This window comes from Variovorax sp. GW821-FHT10D07 (assembly GCF_059415325.1).
Map to the genome: position 1 here is coordinate 514,549 of NZ_JBWKMZ010000001.1, position 18,187 is coordinate 532,735.

Below are 18,187 nucleotides of genomic sequence, written 5' to 3' on the forward strand. Positions count from 1 at the left end.
GCGGCGCGTTGTCGCGGCCGTCGTCCTCGGTCATGCGCGGTGCCGGCTGCTCCGCCTCGGCCTCGTCGCCATGGCCGCCCGAGCGCACGCCCAAAAGCTTCTCCTGCAGCTCGCGGTCGGCCGCGAGCTCGGCCGCCGGCATCTCGCGCGCGATGCGGCCGTTGACCATCAGCCCGATGCGGTCGGCCACCGAGATCGCCACGCCGAGGTTCTGCTCGATCAGCAGCACCGCGATGCGGCCCTCGGCCGCGAGATCGCGCAGCGCCTGCGCCACCTGGTCGACGATGACCGGTGCCAGGCCCTCGGTCGGCTCGTCCATCACCAGCAGCTTGGGGTTCAACAGCAGCGCGCGGCCGATCGCGAGCATCTGCTGCTCGCCGCCCGAGAGCTGGGCGCCGCCATTGCCGCGCCGCTCGGCCAGCCGCGGGAACATCGCATAGACGCGGTCGACCTCGCGCCGGCGGCTCGCCACCAGCCGCAGCGTCTCGTCGACCGAGAGCGAGGGCCACACGCGCCGGCCCTGCGGCACGTAGGCGATGCCGCGGCGCGTGATCTCGTTGGGCGCCAGGCCCAGGATCTCCTCGCCGCCGAAGCGCACGCTGCCGCGCGCCGGCACCAGGCCGGTGAGCGCGTTGCACAGCGTGGTCTTGCCCATGCCGTTGCGCCCGACGATGCCGAGCACGCCGCGCTCCAGCGACAGGCTCACGCCCTGCAGCGCATGGGCGCGGCCGTAATAGACGTCGAGGCCCTCGACCACCAGCGCGGTGGACCGGCCGGCCGCCGTGTCGCGATCGCCGCCGCCGAACCAGGCCATCAGTGCTTGCTCCCCATGTAGATCGCCTGCACCTGCGCATCGCCTTCGATCTCGGCCGGGCTGCCGGTGCGCAGCACGCGGCCGTTGTGCATCACCGTCACGCGGTCGACCACGCGCAGCGCGATGTCCAGGTCGTGCTCGATCAGCACGAAGCTCATGTGCGCGGGCAGCGAGGTCAGAAGCGCCACCAGCTCGCGCCGCTCGGCCGGCGAGAGGCCGGCCGCGGGCTCGTCGAACAGGATCAGCCGCGGCGCGCCGGCCAGCGCCATGCCGATCTCGAGCTGGCGCTGCTGGCCGTGCGCGAGATTGGCCACCTTCTCGTCGGCGATGTGCGACAGGCGCGCGCGCTCGAGCAGGTCCTCGGTCGCGCGCGTGCTGGCATGGCCGGCGCCGGGCCGGCGGAAGCTGAAGCGGCCGCTGGCCACGCCGCGCACCGCGAGGAACAGGTTGTCGCGCACCGAAAGGTCGCGAAACAGCAGCGAGGACTGGTAGGTGCGCCGCAGGCCCTTGCGGATGCGGTCCTGCGGCGGCAGGTCGGTGATGTCCTCGCCGAAGAAATGGATGCGTCCCGCGGTCGGCGGGAAGTCGCCCGTGATGGCGTTGAACAGCGTGGTCTTGCCGGCGCCGTTCGATCCGAGGATGGCGTACTTCTGGCCCGCCGTGACCGCGAGCGAGACGCCGTCGACCGCGCGCAGCGCACCGAAGGCGCGCGTCACGCCGTCCAGGCGCAATGCGTCGCCCGACAGGAGCTGCGTGCTCCCGCCGCGCGCGGGTTGGGGCGCGCGCGAAGCGGGCGGTCGCAGCGTGGTGATCGTGGCCATCTCAGTTCCGTGTGGGGCGATGTCTTGCTCCTTCCCCCTCTGGGGGAAGGCCGGGATGGGGGCGGTGCCCGACGAACGCCGCGCGGTCGCGCGGGCCGTCGGGCCCCCACCCCGACCCTCCCCCAGCGGGGGAGGGAGACAGAGCGCACGCGTGGATCACGTGCGGCAGTCCGGCACGTCGCGCGTGCCCATCCCCATCTTCTTGAATTCGGCCTCCGACAGCCCCAGCGTCTGCGAGATGTTCGGCACCGACTTCACGACCTTGTTGTAGAACGAGCCGTCGGGCGCCTTGCTCACCTCGGTGATGTAGGTCGTGCCCACGCCGTTGCGGTTGGCATCGATCTTCACGTCGCCGGCCGGGCCCTTGAAGTTGGTCTTCTGCAGTGCCTCGCGGTAGGCCTTCTGGTTGTTCGACAGGTCGCCCTTGACCGCGTCGAGCGCATCGAGCGTGGCCTTGGTGTTGATGTAGTAGAGGTAGGCGAACAGCGAGGGGCTCGGGAAGCCGTCCTTGAAGCTGGCCTTGTAGTCGGCCACGAACTTCTTCCACTCGGGCGTGTCGATCGAGTCGGCCATCGGGCCGGCCGAGGCCGTGCCCAGCAGCGATTCGCGGCGCTTGCCCTTGAAGTTCAGCACCGTCTGGTCGACCGTGATCGAGCCGCCGATCATCGGCTTGTCGCCGCCGGCCTGTTCGTACTGGGTCAGGAAGTTCACCGCGTCGGAGCCGCCGAGCACCACCACCAGCGCATCGACGTTCTTCGGGATCTTGGCGATCACCGAGGCGTAGTCCTTGGTGCCCAGCGGCACCCAGGCCTTGTCGACCACCTTGCCGCCCTTGGCGCAGTAGCTGGCCATGAAGCCCTGCACCTGCGAGTAGGGGAAGCCGTAGTCCTCGGCGATCAGGAAGGTGCGCTTGTAGCCCTTGGACAGCGCATGCTCGCCCAGGCCCACCATCCACTGCGCGCCCTCGGTGTTGAAGCGGTAGAAGTTGGGCGCCGGGTCCTGCAGCGTCGCGGCCTGCGCGCCGGCCGAGCCGTTGATGAAGGTGACGTTGGGCTGCGTCTTCGCGTAGTTCTTGACCGCGATGCCCTCGTCGCCCGACAGCGGGCCGATCATGATCTGCACCTTGTCCTGCTCGACCGCCTTGCGCGTCGAGTTCACGGCCTTGTCGGGCGTGGCGTCCGACGAGACCTTCACGAACTCGATCTTCTTGCCGCCGGCCATGCCCTTCTTCTCCTTCAGCGCGAGGTCGGCGCCGCGCATGCCGTCCTGGCCCGGCGCCGCGAACGGTCCCTCGAGCGAGGCCAGCAGGCCGATCTTGAGGGTTTCCTGCGCCTGCGCGAGGCCGGCGGCCCCGGCCATCGCAAACAATGCCGCGGCGGCGACGATGCTGCGTCCGAACACGTTCTCGACTCTCTTCATGTCTCGCTCCTTCTTATCGCTGGTGAATGCGGCCTGAGCCACGGGTGGGGAAAGGTGCGCCCAGGCGCGTGCGCAAGCGATGCCACAGGCCCAGCAGTCCGTCGGGGGAAAAGAGGACGATCGCGAGGAAGACCCCGCCGATCACGAGATTGAAGCGTTCGCGGTCGACCAGGTCGATGGCGAAGTTCTGCAGCAGCACGAAGACGATCGCGCCGATGAAGGCACCGATGGGGTGCTTCATGCCGCCGAGCACGGCGATGATGAGGATGTTGATCATCGCGCCGATACCGAGCGTGCCGGGCGAGATGCGGCCGTTGTACCAGACCAGCAGCACGCCGCCGACCGCGGCCAGGAAGCCCGAGACCGCATAGGCCGCGACCCGGTGCGCCGTGACGTCGAAGCCCAGCGCCTGCATGCGGCGCGGGTTGTCGCGGATGCCCTGCAGCGCCACGCCGAAAGGCGCGCGGATCAGGTGCTTGATGAAGAAGTAGCCCGCCACCGAGCAGCCCAGCGTGAGCAGGTAGAAGGGCACGGGCTCGCGCAGGTCGAGCCCGAAGACGGTGGGCGCGGCCAGCTTGCTGAAGCCCTGGAAGCCGTTGAACAGCGTGTAGTTCTGCTGCGCGAGGTAGAAGAAGGCCACGCCCACGGCCAGCGTGATCATGATGGTGTAGATGCCCTCGGTGCGCACCGAGAGCCAGCCCACCGCGGCCGAGAACAGCGTGGCCAGCGCCAGTGCCACCAGCACCGCGAGCCACCAGGGCCAGCCCAGGCTGATCGCCGTGTTGCTGCTGCTGCCGACGATCGCGACCACGTAGGCCGCGAAGCCCGCCACCGTCATCTGCGCGAGCGAGACCATGCCGCCGTAGCCGCCGAGGAAGGTCAGCGACAGCGCGATCAGGCCGAGCGCGAGCGACTGGGCGCCGATCTGGAAGGTGAAGAAGGGCGAGGCGACGAAGGGATAGACCAGCACCAGCAGCGCGACCAGCACATGGCGCCAGCGCACGGGGCGCAGCAGCCTGCCCAGCCAGCGCGGCAGCTCGCCGTGGGCCGGCGGCGGCTCGGCGGGTTGCGATGGCGATGCGACCGCGCGCGGCAACGCGGTGACGCGCGCCTCCTGCGCGGGCATCGCACCGCCCGACTTCATGGCACGGCGCCACTGTGCCGCGCTCATGCGGCTTTCCCCATCAGCCCGCGCGGCTTGAAGGCCAGCGCCACCACCATGATCACGAAGGTGAAGACCACGCTGTAGGTCGGCGCATAGGCCAGCCCGAACTGCTCGGCCAGCCCGATCAGCAGCGCGCCGATGGCGGCACCGACCACGCTGCCCATGCCGCCGACGATCACCACCACCAGCGAGGCCAGCAGGTAGCGCGTGTCCTCGCCCGGCGAGATCGACAGGGCAGTGCCGCCGACCACGCCGGCCAGGCCCGCGAGGCCGGCGCCGATCGCGAAGGTCAGCGCGAACACCAGCTGCACGTTGACGCCCGAGGCGGCCAGCATGCCGCGGTCGTCGACGCCGGCGCGGATCATCATGCCGATGCGCGTGCGCGCCAGCAGCAGCCACAGGCCCACGCCGATCAGCACCGAGGCCAGCAGCACCACCAGCCGGTAGGTCGGGAACTTCTCGACCAGCGGCAGCGTGGTCGAGCCGTAGATCCACGAGGGCGGATCGAAGGTGTAGATCTCGGCGCCCCAGATCCACAGCATCAGGTCGGCGAACACGATCGACAGGCCGATGGTCACCAGCGTCTGGCGCAGGTCCTGACCCTGCATGTGGCGGAACACCAGCAGCTGCATCAGCAGGCCCAGCACCGCGGCCGCGAGGAAACCCGCCATCACCGCGAGCACCCAGGAGCCGGTGTGCTCGCCGACGAACCAGCCCACGTAGGCGCCGAACAGGTAGAGCGAGCCGTGCGCGAGGTTCACGTTGCGCATCAGCCCGAACACCAGCGTGAAGCCGCTGGCCACGAGGAAGTAGAGCGAGGCCAGCGTGAGGCCGTTGAGCAGGGTCTTGAAGAACAGCGAGGCGTTGTCGGCCACGGCCCAGACCGCGAACACCGCGATCGGCACGCCGAGCACCAGCCACAGGGCCCAGCGCGTGAGTGCGGCGCGCGTCATGCCGCGCGCTCCCAGCCCCGGTCCCAGCCGCGCTCGGAGGCGATCGCCGGTGCCTTGGCGAACTCGCCGTCCTTCATCACGGCCAGGATGCGCTTGGCATCGCGCAGGATCGAGAGGTTGGCCAGCGGATCGCCGTCGACCAGCATCAGGTCGGCGAGGTAGCCCTCCTTGACGAGGCCGAGCTCGTCGGGCCGCATCATGATCTGGCCGCCGTACAGCGTGGTCGAGCGGATCGCCTCCATCGGCGTGAAGCCCAGGTACTTGACGAAGAACTCGAGGTCGCGCGCGTTCTGCGTGTGCGGCGTGAAGGCGAAGCCGTAGTCGCCGCCGGGCAGCACGCGGATGCCGCGCTTGTGCATCTTGGCGAGCGAGACGCAGGCCGCGTCCCATTCGATCTGGTAGCCCATGTCGGCCGCCATCTGGTAGGTCACGCCATAGGGCTCGGCCTCGTGCAGCATGGCGTAGAGGATGGCGATGCCGGGCGCGACGAAGACGCGGTCCTTCGCGGCCTCGAGCATGTCGAGCGCCTCCTCGTCGACGAAGCTCGCGTGGTAGATCAGGTCGATGCCGTGGCGCAGCGCCTGCTTCACGCTCTCCGACGAGCGCGCATGCGCCACGCCGCGCTTGCCGCGGATCTTGACCTCGCGCATCGCCGCGGCCACCTCCTCGTCGAGCATCCAGGTGGTTTCCGAGGGCGACTGCGGCGTGAAGTTGTCGCCCGAGAGGTTGAGCTTGATCGAGTCGACGCCGTACTTGAGGAACAGGCGCACCGCCTTGCGCATCTCGTCGGCGCCCGAGATGTTCACGCCGAAGCTGAACTCGGGAAAGGGCAGGTGCGGCAGCGTCTCGTCGCCCAGGCCGCCGAGCACCGTGATCTCCTGGCTCGCCGCGAGGTAGCGCGGGCCCGGTATCTGGCCCGCGTTGATCGCGTTGCGGATCACCACGTCGAGCCGCGGCTTGGCGCAGGCCGCGCCCACGCAGGAAGTGAAGCCGGCCTCGAGGTAGCGCTTCGCGACCTTGGCGCACCACAGCACGTGCTCCTCGAGCGGTAGGGTCTGGATCGCCGCGAGCGTGGCGGCGTCGTTCCACGAGAAGTGCGTGTGGGCCTCGCACATGCCGGGCATCAGGGTGGCGCCCGCGCCGTCGATCACGGTGGCGCCGCCGGGCGCGATCGGCGCGGTGCTGCGGCCGACCTGGCGGATGCGGTTGCCGCGCACCAGCACGCTGCCGCTGTAGGGGTTCTGCCCCGTGCCGTCGAGGATGCGCACGTTGGTGAAGACGACGTCGGCCATGCGGTGCTCCGGTCGGGGTTCGGAAGGCCTAGGCGGCCCAGCGGGTGGGAGGGGCGACGCGCAGGCCCTGCGCCTGGCGCAGCGGTGGGGCGCGGTGGAACTCGCCGTCCTTCATGACGGCCAGGATGCGCGACTTGTCCTGCAGCACCGTGATGTCGGCCAGCGGATCGCCGTCGACGAGCAGGATGTCGGCCAGGTAGCCCTCGCGGATGTAGCCCAGCACCTTGCCCATGCGCATCATCGGACCGCCCCAGGCGGTGGCCGACAGCAGCGCCTCCATCGGGCTCATGCCCACGTACTTCACGAAGTACTCGAGGTCCTTGGCATTGGTGCCGTGCGGTGTCCAGGCGAAGCCGTAGTCGCCGCCGGGCAGGATGCGGATGCCGCGCTTGCGCATCGCGCGCATGCTCTCCACCGCGGCATCGAGCTCGCGGTGGTAGCCCATCTTCGTGGTGACTTCCTTCGTCAGGCCCCACTGGCTCGCGTGGTGGCAGGTGTTGATCAGCCACGCGAGGCCGGGCGCGATGAAGTGCTCCATCTTGTGCGCCTCGAGCAGATCGAGCGTCTCGTTGTCGGTGAAGCTCGCGTGGTAGATCACCTCGATGCCGTGTTTCACGCACTGCTTGATCGACCAGGTCGAGCGCGCATGCGCGGCCACGCGCTTGCCCCAGGCCTTGGCCTCCTCCACGCAGACGCGGATCTCCTCCTCGGTGAACTGGCTCATCTCGCTGGGCATGCCGGTGATCGACTCGCCCGAGAGATTGATCTTGAGCGAATCGACGCCGTACTTGGCGAACATGCGCACGCAGCGGCGCATCTCCTCGGCGCCGCTGACCACCGCGCCGAAGGCGAACTCGGGCTGCGGCAGGTGCGGCTGCGTGGTGTCGCCGAGCCCGCCGGGCACGGTGATCTCCTGGCTCGCGGCCAGGTAGCGCGGGCCGACGATGGTGCCGTCGTTGATGGCGTTGCGGATCACCACGTCGAGCCGCGGCTTGGCGGTGGCGGCGCCCACGCAACTGGTCCAGCCCATGTCGAGGTAGCGCTTCGCGACCTCGGCGCACCACAGGATGTGCTCCTCGGGCGGCATGCGCTGGATCGCGTCGAGGCTGGGCTGGTCGTTCCACGAGAAATGCGTGTGGGCCTCGACCATGCCGGGCATCAGGAAGGCGCCCGCGCCGTCGATGACCTGGGCGCCGTGCACGGGCGCGGAGCGCGCGCCGTGCGAGGTCTTCAGGACGCGCGCGATGCGGTTGCCCTGCACCAGCACGTCGCCGGTGAAGGGCGCCTCGCCGCCGCCATCGAAGATGCGGACGTTGGTGAACAGCACGTCGGCCACGGTCAGCTCCTCGCCTGCGCCGCCAGGAATTCGCGCAACTCGCGCTGGCACTCGTCGGGGCGCTCGACGGGTGTCCAATGGCCGCACTTCGGCAGCACCACCACGCGCTTGCTCGCGGCGCGGTGCAGCCGGTCGGCCATGGCGCGCACGGCCTGCGGCGGCGCCACGCCGTCCTCGTCGCCGGTCACCAGCAGCACCGCGGCCTCGATGTTCTCCACCGCCGCGGGCTGCGCGCCGGCCAGGGCCTCGCAGCTGCGCGCATAGGCTTCGCCTTCCTGCCGCATCAGGCTCTCGCGCACGAAGGCCACCGCCACCGGCAGCCGCTGGCGCGTGTCGGCCGAGATCGCGCCCTGCAGCAGCGCCTGCGTGATCTCGTGCATGCCCGCCGCGCCGCCGCGCGCCTTGTCGGCGCGGGCCTTCATCGCGGTGCGCGCCGCGTCGGGCGGCGCGATCAGCGGGCCGAACAGCGCGAGGCTCGCCACGCACCTGGGATGCGCCGCGGCGATGTGCTGGCAGACGATGGTGCCCATCGAATGGCCGATCCAGTGCGCGCGCTGGATGCCCAGGCGCTCGCAGACCGAGAGCACGGTCTCGACGTAGCGCTCGATCGTGAGCGGTCCTTCGGCGCGCTGCGAGCGGCCGCTGCCGGGCAGGTCGATGCGCACCACGCGATGGCGCGCCAGCGCGGGCATCAGCGGCGTGTAGGTGTTCGAGCTGCCGCCCAGGCCATGCACGCAGACGACCACCGGGCCTTCGCCCTCGTCCTCCACCGCGATGCGGTCGATGAGCTGGAAGCTCATGCCAGCGCCTCGAAGCGGTTCTCGATGACGCCGATGCCGTCGATCTCGATGCGCACCGTGTCGCCCCGTCCCAGCCATTGCGGCGGGTTCAGCCCCATGCCCACGCCCGAGGGCGTGCCGGTGGCGATCACGTCGCCCGGATGCAGCGTGATGCCGCGCGAGCAGGTCTCGATCAGCGTCGGGATGTCGAAGATCATGTCGCGCGTCAGGCCGTCCTGGCGCAGCGCGCCGTTGACCCAGCCGCGCACGCGCGTGGCGCGGCCATCCATCTCGTCGGCGGTCACGATCCACGGGCCCATCGGGCAGAAGGTGTCGAAGCTCTTGCCGAGGTCCCACTGCTGGTGGCGCATCTGCACGTCGCGCGCCGTGACATCGTTGACGATGGTGTAGCCGAACACGTGCTCCATCGCCTGCGAGCGCGGGATGTCGCGCCCGCCGCGGCCGATGATCACCGCGAGTTCGGATTCGTAGTCGATCTGCACCGACACCGAGGACCGCGGCAGCCGCACCGGATCGTGCGGGCCGATCACGCATTCGCCGAGCTTGCCGAACACGATCGGCCACGGATCGCTCTCGGGCATGCTGCTGCGGAACACCGAGCCCGCGAGTTCGGCCGCATGCGCGCGGTAGTTGCGCCCGACGCAGAACAGGCCGCGCAGCGGGCGCGGCAGCGGGGCGCGCAAGGTGATCACCTCGACCGGCAGCCGCGTGCCCGAGGGCTGCGGCAGCGGCTCGTTGCGTGCCAGCGCCTCGATCAGCGGCAGCACGCCGCGCGAGGCGTCGCCCACCGCCAATGGCGTGGCTTCCCGGCCGTCGGCCGAGATCGTGCCCGCATGGTTGCGGCCACCCCAACTCCAGCTTGCGAAGCGCATCGACTTTGTCTCCATATGGCCCCGAGGTCGTCGCGCTGTGCGCCGATCGCCTCGGTGGCTCCGGAAGTCATCTAGGGATTTTTGAGACTTGCGTCTCAAATCTGGGTGCGCGGATCATACGAGCCGTGTCACCATCTCCACAAGACGACTTCCGCATTTCCGAACCCCGTACAAACCCGATGGCAAGACTCAAGCACACACCGAGCGAGGCGCCGCGCGCGCCGGAACGCGGCGTTCGCGCCGCCACCTTCCGCGAGCTGCTGCAGGCCGCGATGGACATCATTCGATTGAAGGGCCACATCCCCTCGGTGGCCGAAGCGGCGGCGCGATCGAACGTGTCGCGCGCCACCGCCTACCGCTACTTTCCGAGCCGCAGCGCGCTGGTCACCGCGGTGGTCGACAGCTCGCTGGGCCCGGTGCGCCAGATGGCGTCGGACAACCCGAACGGCCGCGAGCGGCTGCACGAGCTGTTCTGCCAGACCTTTCCGCGCTTCAAGGAATTCGAGGCACCGATGCGCGCCGCGGCGCAGCTCTCGCTCGAGCAGTGGGGCCTCGAGCGCGCGGGCTTGCTGGCCGAGGAACCGTACCGGCGCGGCCATCGCGTGCGCATCCTCGAGCACGCGCTCGAGCCGATGTCGCCGCTCTTGAGCCCGCGCATGCGCGACCGGCTGCACCATGCCCTCTCGATCGTCTACGGCATCGAGCCCTACGTGGTGCTCAAGGACATCTGGGGCCTCGAGGACCGCGAGGTCGAACGCACCGCGCTGTGGATGGCCGACGCGCTGGTCGATGCGGCGCTGCGCGACTCGGCGGCGAAGCGCGCGGCGGCCGAGGCGGCGGCCGCGTCGACACCGCCGCCTGCGCCCGAATGGCTCGATGCGCAGTACAACAACCGCGCGCGCATTCCCGAACACCCGTCGATCCTGAAGTACTGGGCCGATGCATCGGCGCAGGCACTGCAGCGGCCCGAGTGGATTCGCGACCTGGCCTACGGCGACGACGAGAGCGAGCGGCTCGACATCCTGCCGGCCGCATCGGGTGCCGGGAAGGCGCCGGTCTTCGTCTACATCCACGGCGGCTACTGGCGCGCGCTCGACAAGCGCGACCATGCCTTCCTCGCGCCGCCGCTGGCCGATGCCGGCGCCACCTTCGTGCAGCTCAACTACGCGCTGTGTCCGGCGGTCGACATCGAGCACATCGCGCGGCAGATGGCGCAGGCGCTGGCCTGGGTCTATCGCAACATCGCGGCGCATGGCGGCGATCCCGCGTGCATCGTCGTCGCGGGCCATTCGGCCGGCGGCCACCTCGCCACCATGCTGCTGGCCTGCGACTGGCAACGGGTCGGGCCCGACCTGCCGCGCGATCTCGTCAAAGCGGCGCTGCCGATCTCGGGCGTCTACGAGCTCGAGCCCTTGCGGCATGCGCCTTTCCTCGCGGCCGACATCGGGCTGACCGAGGCCTCGGCGCTGCGGCTGAGTCCGGCTGCGATGCCCGCGCCGAAGCAGGGCACGCTGGTGACCGTGGTCGGCGGCGACGAGAGCGAGGAGTTCCACCGCCAGGCCGAGCTGATCGCCAGCGCCTGGGGCCCCCGCGTGGTGGTGGGCGCCGAACGGCCCGCGAACCGCAACCACATGAGCGTGCTGGCCGATCTCGCGGACCCGGCATCGGGCACGCACCGGCAGGCGCTGGGCCTGCTCGGGCTCGCCGATCCGCCACGCTGATCCCCGGTCCTCGCGCGGGCCGCGCCACGGCGGGGGTCTGGAAGCCCCACGACGTGGCGCGCCCACGTCCGACAAGCCACCGGGGGGCCTCGCGTCGTACAAGTTGCTCAACCTGCTTCAACTTCATTCCCAGGAGAGCGACCGATGAGCGACAAGAAGCCGAATCCCGTGATCAATGCGGTGTCCAACGTCGTGGCGGCCCTGCGCGCCGATGACGACCAGATCGCGGTGGCCAAGGCCCACGAATCCCTCGAGCCCGAGGCGATCGAGAAACTCACGCCCGAGGAGGCACGCCGGCAGCCGACCGTGGCCGATGCCGTGAAGAAGGTGCTCGAGCAGCAGAACCGCTCGGCCGTGCGCGAGACCCTGGTGCCCGGCGTCACCACGCGCGAGCTGTCGGTCGATGGCGCCACCGGCCCGCTGGCCGCCACGCTTTACACGCCCGCGGGGCAGGGGCCCTTTCCTGTCGTCCTGTATTTCCATGGCGGCGGCTGGGTGATCGCGAACCGGCAGGTGTACGACGGCGGCGCGCGCGGGCTCGCCGCCGCCGCACGGGCGATGGTGCTGTCGGTCGACTACCGGCTCGCGCCCGAGCACAAGTTTCCGGCCGCATGGGACGACGCGCTCGCGGCCTACCGCTGGCTGATCGAGCACGCGGCCTCATTCGGCGGCGATGCCACCCGCCTCGCGCTCGCGGGCGAATCGGCCGGCGGCAATCTCGCGGTGGCCACGGCGATCGCCGCGCGCGACGCCGGCCTGCGCGCGCCGCGCCACGTGCTGTCGGTCTACCCCGTCACGCAGACCAGCCGCAACACCGAGTCCTACCTCGAGAACGCGATCGCCAAGCCGCTCAACCGCGCGATGATGGACTGGTTCTTCACCCATGTGACGCGCACCGAGCAGGACCTCGACGACCCGCGGCTGTCGCTGGTCGATGCGCCGCTGGCCGGGCTGGCGCCGGTCACCATCGTCAATGCGCGGCTCGATCCGCTGCGCAGCGATGGCGCGAGGCTCGAAAGCGCGCTGATCGACGCGGGCGTGGAGGTCGCGCGCAAGGAGTTCGAGGGCGTGGCGCACGAGTTCTTCGGCGCCGCGGCGGTGCTCGAGAAGGCCAGGGACGCGCAGGCCTTCGCGGGCGAGCGGCTGCGGCGATCGTTCGCGCCCTGAAGGCCGGACCCACACGATGGCGAAAACACCATGAGCCTGACCGGTTACCTCGTCGAGGACAACCCCCTGATTCGCGACAGCCTGATCGCGACGCTGGAAGAGCTCGCGCCCGTGCACATGGTCGGCAGCGCGGAGACCCAGGCCGAGGCCGTGGCCTGGCTGCACGATGCCGATGGCCAATGGGACGTGGCCGTGGTCGATCTCTTCCTGCGCCACGGCACCGGCTTCGGCGTCCTCATGGGCTGCAGGGATCGCCTGCCGCGCCAGCGCATGGTGATCTTCTCGAACTTCGCGACCAAAGACATGCGCGAGCGCGCGCTGCTGCTGGGCGCCGATGCGGTGTTCGACAAGTCGACGGAGATCGAGGGCCTGCTGCGCTTTCTCGAGGAGACCGAGCGCGCGGTCGATCGGTCCTGAAGCGGCGCGCTACAGCGCCTCGATGTCGGGCAGCACCCAGGTGCGGTCGAAGTAGGCCGAGAGTGGGCCGAAGAGACGGAAATAGACGTACCAGGAATGCCCTGGCGTGGTGGGAATCCAGTTCTTCTCGAGGCCCGGCGCAGGCGTCGGGCCCAGCACGATGTCGACCGATCCGTCGGCGTTCTTCGCCAGGTCCTGGCGCGAGGAGCGGTCGACGATCTGCTGCGCGTTCTGGATCAGGCCGCGGGTCTGCGTGTCGTACAGCGTGACCGACCAGAACAGCCTGGCGGGCACCTCCGCCGGCACGCGCAGGCGGTAGCTGCGCGCACCGTCGAACGGGGCCGCCTTCGCGTCGTAGTAGGCGGCGAGATAGGCCGCGCCGACGCCGGGCGTTCGCGTCAGCACGGCCGCCGAGGTGCCGGTGACTTCGTAGAAGAAGGCCGTGCGCTCCTCGAACAGCGTGCCGCCGGGCACGTCCTGCGCGTTGTCGAAGCCGGGCGCGATCAGGTATTCCCAGTGGGTGTCGGGCCGATAGCGCATGCCGGGGATGCGCTTGCGGAAGGCGATGGCCTTGGCCGTCGCCTCGCCCACGATCGCGGCCTTCTCCAGCACGGCCTGTTGCCGAGCATCGGGCGCGAAGGGGCGATCGAATTTGATGCCGAGCGGCGCGAGCAGGGCGGCGAAGAAGCGGTCGCGATCCTCCACGGGCTCTCCCCGCAGCGCATTCGCCAGCCGTTGCCAGTAGGCGAGGCCTTGCGGATGCGCCATGCTCGTCAGTTCGCCCTCGGGCTTGAAGCGCAGCAGGCGTGTACTCGCCGCGGCAGGCTGCTGGCCGGGCGGATGGACCCGCAGGGCCGAGAAGACCGTTTCCACCTGCGCCAGGTCGGCATCGAGTCCGCGGCAGAACAGCAGGACCTTGAAGGTGCGCGATCGCAGCAGCTGCGCGCCGGCCGGCAGCTCGCCCGGCGCCTGCTGCCCCGGACCGAGCAGCACGAACACGGCGCCTCGGCCCGCATCGGGCCCGGTGATGCCGACATCGCACAGGGGACGGTCCCACCAGTCGATCAGCGAGCCCGCGGTCGCGCCCGGCGGATAGTGCAGCACCAGCGGTTGCCGCGAAAGATCGAAGAAGGCGAAGACATAGGGCGTGGTGACGTTCGAGCCGAGCATCGCGCTGACGTCGCGGTAGCCCGACACCCGCACGAAGTCGCCGCTGCGCGCGCCCGCGTTGTCGACCAGCATCTGCCGCGCGCTTTCCATGCCGACGATCGGGATGGCCCAGAGATAGCTCATCACGGCGCTCTGATGGTCGAGCGCCTGGTAGAGACTGTCCACAGTGCGCGCCGTGGGCATGCCGAGCTCGAACTCGAGCGCGCCGGCCTGCGTGTCGACCGCGGCGCGCGTGCCCGCGCCCTGGCCGGTGCCCGCGGCCGTGGGTTTCGAACTCAGCAGCGCCAGGGTCGTGGCCAGCTTGAAGGCGCCTCGTCGATTCAATGCCATGAACATCGGTCCTCGAAAGCTTGCAGCCTGCGTCAGTCGGGAAAACGCAGCACGGCCTTGATGGTCCGGCCCTGCTCGCCGTCTTCCACGGCCTCGTTGATCTGGTCGAAGGCATAGAACCGGATCAGCTTGTCGAAGGGGAAGCGCCCCTGCCGATACAGCTCGACCAGCTTCGGGATGAACAGGTCGGGCACCGAGTCGCCTTCGCAGATGCCGCGGATCTTGCGGCCCAGCAGCAGGCCCCAGGTGTCGAGGCCGATCTCGCTGCCGAAGGCGGGTGCGCCGATCATGCCGCACTCGCCCATGATCTGGATCGAATCGACGGCCTGGCGCAGGGCCGTGAGATTGCCCGAGGTCTCGAGCGAGAACTGGGTGCCGCCGCCGCCGGTGATCTCCTGGATGCGCCGCACCGGGTCGGTGGTCCGCGGGTTGACCACATGGGTGGCGCCGAGCTCGAGCGCGAACTGCAGGCGCGCCTCGTTCGGGTCGACGCAGATGCGGATCGCGCAGCCGGTCACGTTGGCCGCGAGCAGCGCCGAGAGGCCGACCGATCCCGCGCCGTAGATGGCGATCGAATCGCCGGCCTGCGGGCGCAGCGAGTTGATGACCGCGCCCGCGCCGGTCTGCACGCCGCAGCCCAGCGGCCCCATGATCTCGAGCGGCACGTCGGACGGGATCTTCACCACGCTGCGTTCGGTGCCCAGCGCATAGGTCGCGAACGAGGACTGGTTGAAGAAGGCCCCGTGCACGACGTCGCCGCCCTGGTGCATGGTGGGCGTTCCGTCCATGCGCGCGAAGCCGAAATTGGCCTTGAAGAAGTGCCGGCAGTACATGGGCTTGCCGGTCTGGCAGGTATCGCAATGGCCGCAGAAGTTGCAGCTCATCACGACGTGGTCGCCGGGTTTCAGCTTGCTCACGCGGCTGCCGACCTGCTCGACGATGCCAGCGCCTTCGTGGCCGTACACCGCGGGGAAGGGCGCCGGCACCACCTGGTCCCGCGGCAGGGTGTCGGTGTGGCAGACGCCGCAGCTCTTCATGCGGATGAGCACCTCGTCGTCGCGTGGCGCCTCCAGTTCGATGTCCTCGAGGGTGAACTTGCCACCCTTCTCGCGCATGACGGCGGCTGTGATCTGCATGGGATGACCTCTTCGGATGTGGGGAGTGGGGGAGGGCGAAGTGCTGCGTGCCGCGGGCTCAGGCCCTGGGGGCGAACCACGGGGCGGCCACCTGGGTCTGGATCGTCACGGCCTTGAGGTGCGTGTACATGTTGAGCGTCTCGTGGCAGTACTCGCTGCCGATCCCGCTCTCCTTGAAGCCGCCGAAGGGCGAGCCGCTCGCGAGGTTGAAGTAGTGGTTGATCCACACCGAGCCGGCCTGCAGCCGTTCGGCCGTGTCCCAGGCGTTGCGCAGGTTGCTGGTGTAGAGGCCGGCGGCCAGGCCGTAGCGCACGCCGTTGGCCTCCTCGATCATCCGGTCGTGGTCCTTCCAGCGGATCACGCTGAGCACCGGGCCGAAGATCTCCTCCTGCGCGATGCGCATGCGGTTGTCGGCCTCGAACACGGTCGGCGCGATGAAGTGGCCGTGGGCCTGCCCCTCGACGTCGACGCGCTGGCCGCCGGTCATCAGCCGCGCGCCCTCGGCCTTGCCGATGTCGATGTAGTTCATCACGCGCCGGCCCTGCTCGGGCGAGACGAGGTTCGAGAGCACGGTGTCGGGCGCGAGCGCTGCGCCGACCCGCACGCGCTCCATGCCGGCGACGAGGCGGTCCATCACGGCGTCGTAGACCGCGTCGTGCACGAACAGCCGGGTGCCCGCGAGGCAGGACTGGCCGTTGCAGTACAGGGTCGCGAACATCGCGTTGTCGACCACCGCGTCGATGTCCTCGATGTCGGGAAAGATGATGTTCGGGCTCTTGCCGCCCAGTTCCAGCGACACCGGAACCAGCCGGTCGGCGCCGGCGCGCGAGATGATCCGCCCGACCTCGCTGCTGCCCGTGAAGGCCAGCTTCGCCACGCCGGGGTGCGCGGTCAGCGCGGCGCCCGCTTCCTCGCCGAAGCCGGGCACGATGTTGATGACGCCCGGCGGAAAGATCTTCGCGATGTGCCGGCACAGCTCCAGCGTGCTGAGCGAGGCGTTCTCGTCGGGCTTCAGCACCACCGTGTTGCCCGCCGCGATCGCCGGCGCGATCTTGAAGGCCGCCATGATCGCGGGCACGTTCCACGGAATGATCTGGCCGCACACGCCATAGGGCTCGCGCCTGGCGATCAGGTAGCCGCCGGGGATCGGGCGGCCGAATCCCTCGTGCGTGAGGGCCGCGGCCGCGAAGTAGCGGTACTGCGAGATCGCGAACTGGTGATCGAGGCCGGTCTCGAACAGGCGCCGGCCGATGTCGATCGAATCGATGCGCGCGAGGCGCTGCTGGTCGGCTTCCACGGCCGCCGCCAGCTTCAGCAGCAGGGCCGAGCGCTCCTCGGGCGCGGTGGCACGCCAGGCCGGGAAGGCCCTGGCGGCGGCCCGCACGGCCGCATCGACCTCGGCCGCGCCGCAGCGCGCGATGCGCGCGACCTGCTCGCCCGTGCCCGAATGCCGCGCCTCGAAGGTCGGGCCGTCGACCGGCTGGAACGCGTTGTCGATGAAGGCACCGTAGGTTTCGGAAAGACCGAGGTCGTGGATCGAGCTCATCAAGGGACTCCTGTGCATGGATGGATGGGGGCGCGACCGGCCTGTGGGGCACGGTCGGCTCGGCTGGCGCCAGTCTTCAGGAAGACGCGCCGCGCCGCGATCCGGAATGCGAAGCGCTATCCGCGATGCGCAGGACGGGGGCTCCGGGCGTTCCCGCATCGCGTCGCTCAGCGAGGGAGCGCGAGGGAACGCACCCCTAGAATGCGGGCCCGGCGGCAGCATGCAGAAGCTGTCGCGCCGTCTGTGGAAGGGGCGACCATGCACTATCGGACCCATGATCTCGACGAAGCCATCCACGCCGTGGGCGCCGTGTACTGCCCGCACGAGCTCCACCTGGATCGCCGGGCCAAGGCCCTGGACACCCGGCTGAGCGCGACCGAGGCGAGGCCGCTGGCGCTGGTCCAGCTCGCCTACGGCGCGCGCGTGGAGGTCGACGCGGGCGAGTTCCCCGGCCTGTTCCTGTTCATGCGCTGCACCGCCGGCGAAGGCACCGTGTCCCAGGGCAACCGCAGCGCCACCTGGCGCGCCGGCACGACGATCCCCGTATCGGCGGGCCGGCCGACCCGCTTCGATTTCGGTGCCAGCTTCGAGCAGATCACCTTCCGGCCCGACACGGCGACGCTGGAGGCGTGCTGCGCCAGCCTCGTCGGCCGTCCGCTCGACGACGGGCTGAAGTTCGACCCCGTGCCGTTCACGCCGGCGCTCGAGCGTTCATGGTCCGGCGTGTGGGACCTGGTCGACACCTTGCCCGCGGCGCTGCCGGCCCCGGCGTACCGTTCGCTCGAGCAGTTCGTTCTCATGTCCCTGCTGCACGGGCATCCGCACAACTACACCGGCTGGATGCGCGGAGAGCGGCCCGCATCGCGGCCCGCGCGCCTCGCGACCCTGGCCGAGTCGTTCATTCACGACCGCATCGCGGACCTGTCGCTGACGGTGTCCGACATCGCCTCTTCGCTGGGCGTGGGCGTGCGTGCCTTGCAGCTGGCGTTCCAGGCGCACCGGGGGATGACGCCGACGGCCTACCTGCGTCAGATCCGCCTCGCGCAGGTGCGCGAGCGGCTGCTGGACGGCGCGGACGACGACACGGTGACGGACATCGCGTTCGCCCACGGCTTCTTTCATCTGAGCCGCCTCGCGCAGCAGTACAAGGCGCAATTCGGCGAGGCGCCATCGGACACCCTGCGCGCGCGCCATCGCCGGACGGCATGATGGGCGCATGCCTCGTTCC

15 protein-coding genes and 1 pseudogene are annotated in these 18,187 nt (G+C 70.0%); 4 read left to right on the forward strand and 12 right to left on the reverse strand.

Annotated elements, in window-relative coordinates; all coding sequences use genetic code 11:
- Nucleotides 1-316: 316 nt before the first annotated feature.
- From AC07PU_RS02420 to AC07PU_RS02460, 9 genes and pseudogenes are all read right to left on the reverse strand, one after another.
- Nucleotides 317-814, reverse strand: a pseudogene (locus tag AC07PU_RS02420) (ABC transporter ATP-binding protein); the annotation flags it as partial.
- Nucleotides 814-1,635, reverse strand: coding sequence for an ABC transporter ATP-binding protein (locus tag AC07PU_RS02425; protein ID WP_203207019.1), 822 nt, complete (start codon nucleotides 1,633-1,635; stop codon nucleotides 814-816). The gene AC07PU_RS02425 and the pseudogene AC07PU_RS02420, both read right to left, overlap by 1 nt.
- A gap of 156 nt (nucleotides 1,636-1,791) precedes the next feature.
- Nucleotides 1,792-3,054, reverse strand: a complete 1,263-nt coding sequence (locus AC07PU_RS02430) for an ABC transporter substrate-binding protein (RefSeq protein ID WP_208512422.1) — start codon at nucleotides 3,052-3,054, stop codon at nucleotides 1,792-1,794.
- Between the two features lie 13 nt (nucleotides 3,055-3,067).
- A complete protein-coding gene (locus AC07PU_RS02435; RefSeq protein ID WP_495314931.1) occupies nucleotides 3,068-4,225 on the reverse strand; it encodes a branched-chain amino acid ABC transporter permease in 1,158 nt (385 codons plus the stop codon).
- A complete protein-coding gene (locus AC07PU_RS02440) occupies nucleotides 4,222-5,172 on the reverse strand; it encodes a branched-chain amino acid ABC transporter permease (protein WP_208512424.1) in 951 nt (316 codons plus the stop codon). The genes AC07PU_RS02435 and AC07PU_RS02440 overlap by 4 nt, the downstream gene beginning before the upstream one ends.
- A complete protein-coding gene (locus AC07PU_RS02445) occupies nucleotides 5,169-6,464 on the reverse strand; it encodes a metal-dependent hydrolase family protein (RefSeq protein WP_208512425.1) in 1,296 nt (431 codons plus the stop codon). Before AC07PU_RS02445 ends, AC07PU_RS02440 begins: the two co-directional genes overlap by 4 nt.
- A 28-nt stretch (nucleotides 6,465-6,492) precedes the next feature.
- Nucleotides 6,493-7,800 (reverse strand): metal-dependent hydrolase family protein, encoded by a 1,308-nt coding sequence (locus tag AC07PU_RS02450; protein ID WP_495314934.1) that lies wholly within the window; start codon nucleotides 7,798-7,800, stop codon nucleotides 6,493-6,495.
- Nucleotides 7,801-7,802: 2 nt separating this feature from the next.
- Nucleotides 7,803-8,600 (reverse strand): alpha/beta fold hydrolase, encoded by a 798-nt coding sequence (locus tag AC07PU_RS02455; protein WP_495314936.1) that lies wholly within the window; start codon nucleotides 8,598-8,600, stop codon nucleotides 7,803-7,805.
- A complete protein-coding gene (locus AC07PU_RS02460; protein ID WP_093352675.1) occupies nucleotides 8,597-9,472 on the reverse strand; it encodes a fumarylacetoacetate hydrolase family protein in 876 nt (291 codons plus the stop codon). The genes AC07PU_RS02455 and AC07PU_RS02460 overlap by 4 nt, the downstream gene beginning before the upstream one ends.
- Before the next feature lie 179 nt (nucleotides 9,473-9,651).
- Between AC07PU_RS02460 and AC07PU_RS02465 the strand changes: the two genes are divergently transcribed.
- The 3 genes from AC07PU_RS02465 to AC07PU_RS02475 all read left to right on the forward strand — a co-directional run bounded on the left by AC07PU_RS02465 (nucleotide 9,652) and on the right by AC07PU_RS02475 (nucleotide 12,777).
- The gene (locus AC07PU_RS02465; protein ID WP_495314938.1) at nucleotides 9,652-11,193 is read left to right on the forward strand and encodes an alpha/beta hydrolase fold domain-containing protein; all 1,542 of its coding nucleotides are present in this window, start codon (nucleotides 9,652-9,654) and stop codon (nucleotides 11,191-11,193) included.
- A 144-nt stretch (nucleotides 11,194-11,337) separates the two neighbouring features.
- On the forward strand, nucleotides 11,338-12,360 hold the full coding sequence (locus AC07PU_RS02470; protein WP_495314940.1) for an alpha/beta hydrolase: 1,023 nt from the start codon (nucleotides 11,338-11,340) through the stop codon (nucleotides 12,358-12,360).
- A 30-nt stretch (nucleotides 12,361-12,390) separates the two neighbouring features.
- A complete protein-coding gene (locus AC07PU_RS02475; protein ID WP_093352478.1) occupies nucleotides 12,391-12,777 on the forward strand; it encodes a response regulator in 387 nt (128 codons plus the stop codon).
- A gap of 9 nt (nucleotides 12,778-12,786) precedes the next feature.
- Here the strand turns inward: AC07PU_RS02475 and AC07PU_RS02480 are convergent, their stop codons facing one another.
- From AC07PU_RS02480 to AC07PU_RS02490, 3 genes are read right to left on the reverse strand one after another with little or no spacing between them, the layout of a single operon-like run.
- Entirely contained in the window at nucleotides 12,787-14,277 is a 1,491-nt protein-coding gene (locus AC07PU_RS02480; RefSeq protein WP_495314943.1) for a DUF1214 domain-containing protein, read from the reverse strand.
- 32 nt (nucleotides 14,278-14,309) lie between these two features.
- Nucleotides 14,310-15,413, reverse strand: a complete 1,104-nt coding sequence (locus tag AC07PU_RS02485; protein WP_495314945.1) for an NAD(P)-dependent alcohol dehydrogenase — start codon at nucleotides 15,411-15,413, stop codon at nucleotides 14,310-14,312.
- Nucleotides 15,414-15,471: 58 nt separating this feature from the next.
- Nucleotides 15,472-16,959: an aldehyde dehydrogenase family protein gene (locus AC07PU_RS02490; protein ID WP_495314947.1), complete on the reverse strand. Its 1,488-nt coding sequence runs from the start codon at nucleotides 16,957-16,959 to the stop codon at nucleotides 15,472-15,474.
- Between the two features lie 258 nt (nucleotides 16,960-17,217).
- Between AC07PU_RS02490 and AC07PU_RS02495 the strand changes: the two genes are divergently transcribed.
- Entirely contained in the window at nucleotides 17,218-18,168 is a 951-nt protein-coding gene (locus tag AC07PU_RS02495) for an AraC family transcriptional regulator (RefSeq protein ID WP_495314949.1), read from the forward strand.
- Nucleotides 18,169-18,187 lie beyond the last annotated feature (19 nt).

Coding starts and splice junctions, on each gene's coding strand:
- AC07PU_RS02425 (WP_203207019.1), bottom strand. CDS start 1,635: ATGGCCACGATCACCACGCTGCGACCGCCCGCTTCGCGCGCGCCCCAA.
- AC07PU_RS02430 (WP_208512422.1), bottom strand. CDS start 3,054: ATGAAGAGAGTCGAGAACGTGTTCGGACGCAGCATCGTCGCCGCCGCG.
- AC07PU_RS02435 (WP_495314931.1), bottom strand. CDS start 4,225: ATGAGCGCGGCACAGTGGCGCCGTGCCATGAAGTCGGGCGGTGCGATG.
- AC07PU_RS02440 (WP_208512424.1), bottom strand. CDS start 5,172: ATGACGCGCGCCGCACTCACGCGCTGGGCCCTGTGGCTGGTGCTCGGC.
- AC07PU_RS02445 (WP_208512425.1), bottom strand. CDS start 6,464: ATGGCCGACGTCGTCTTCACCAACGTGCGCATCCTCGACGGCACGGGG.
- AC07PU_RS02455 (WP_495314936.1), bottom strand. CDS start 8,600: ATGAGCTTCCAGCTCATCGACCGCATCGCGGTGGAGGACGAGGGCGAA.
- AC07PU_RS02460 (WP_093352675.1), bottom strand. CDS start 9,472: ATGCGCTTCGCAAGCTGGAGTTGGGGTGGCCGCAACCATGCGGGCACG.
- AC07PU_RS02465 (WP_495314938.1), top strand. CDS start 9,652: ATGGCAAGACTCAAGCACACACCGAGCGAGGCGCCGCGCGCGCCGGAA.
- AC07PU_RS02470 (WP_495314940.1), top strand. CDS start 11,338: ATGAGCGACAAGAAGCCGAATCCCGTGATCAATGCGGTGTCCAACGTC.
- AC07PU_RS02475 (WP_093352478.1), top strand. CDS start 12,391: ATGAGCCTGACCGGTTACCTCGTCGAGGACAACCCCCTGATTCGCGAC.
- AC07PU_RS02480 (WP_495314943.1), bottom strand. CDS start 14,277: ATGGCATTGAATCGACGAGGCGCCTTCAAGCTGGCCACGACCCTGGCG.
- AC07PU_RS02485 (WP_495314945.1), bottom strand. CDS start 15,413: ATGCAGATCACAGCCGCCGTCATGCGCGAGAAGGGTGGCAAGTTCACC.
- AC07PU_RS02490 (WP_495314947.1), bottom strand. CDS start 16,959: ATGAGCTCGATCCACGACCTCGGTCTTTCCGAAACCTACGGTGCCTTC.
- AC07PU_RS02495 (WP_495314949.1), top strand. CDS start 17,218: ATGCACTATCGGACCCATGATCTCGACGAAGCCATCCACGCCGTGGGC.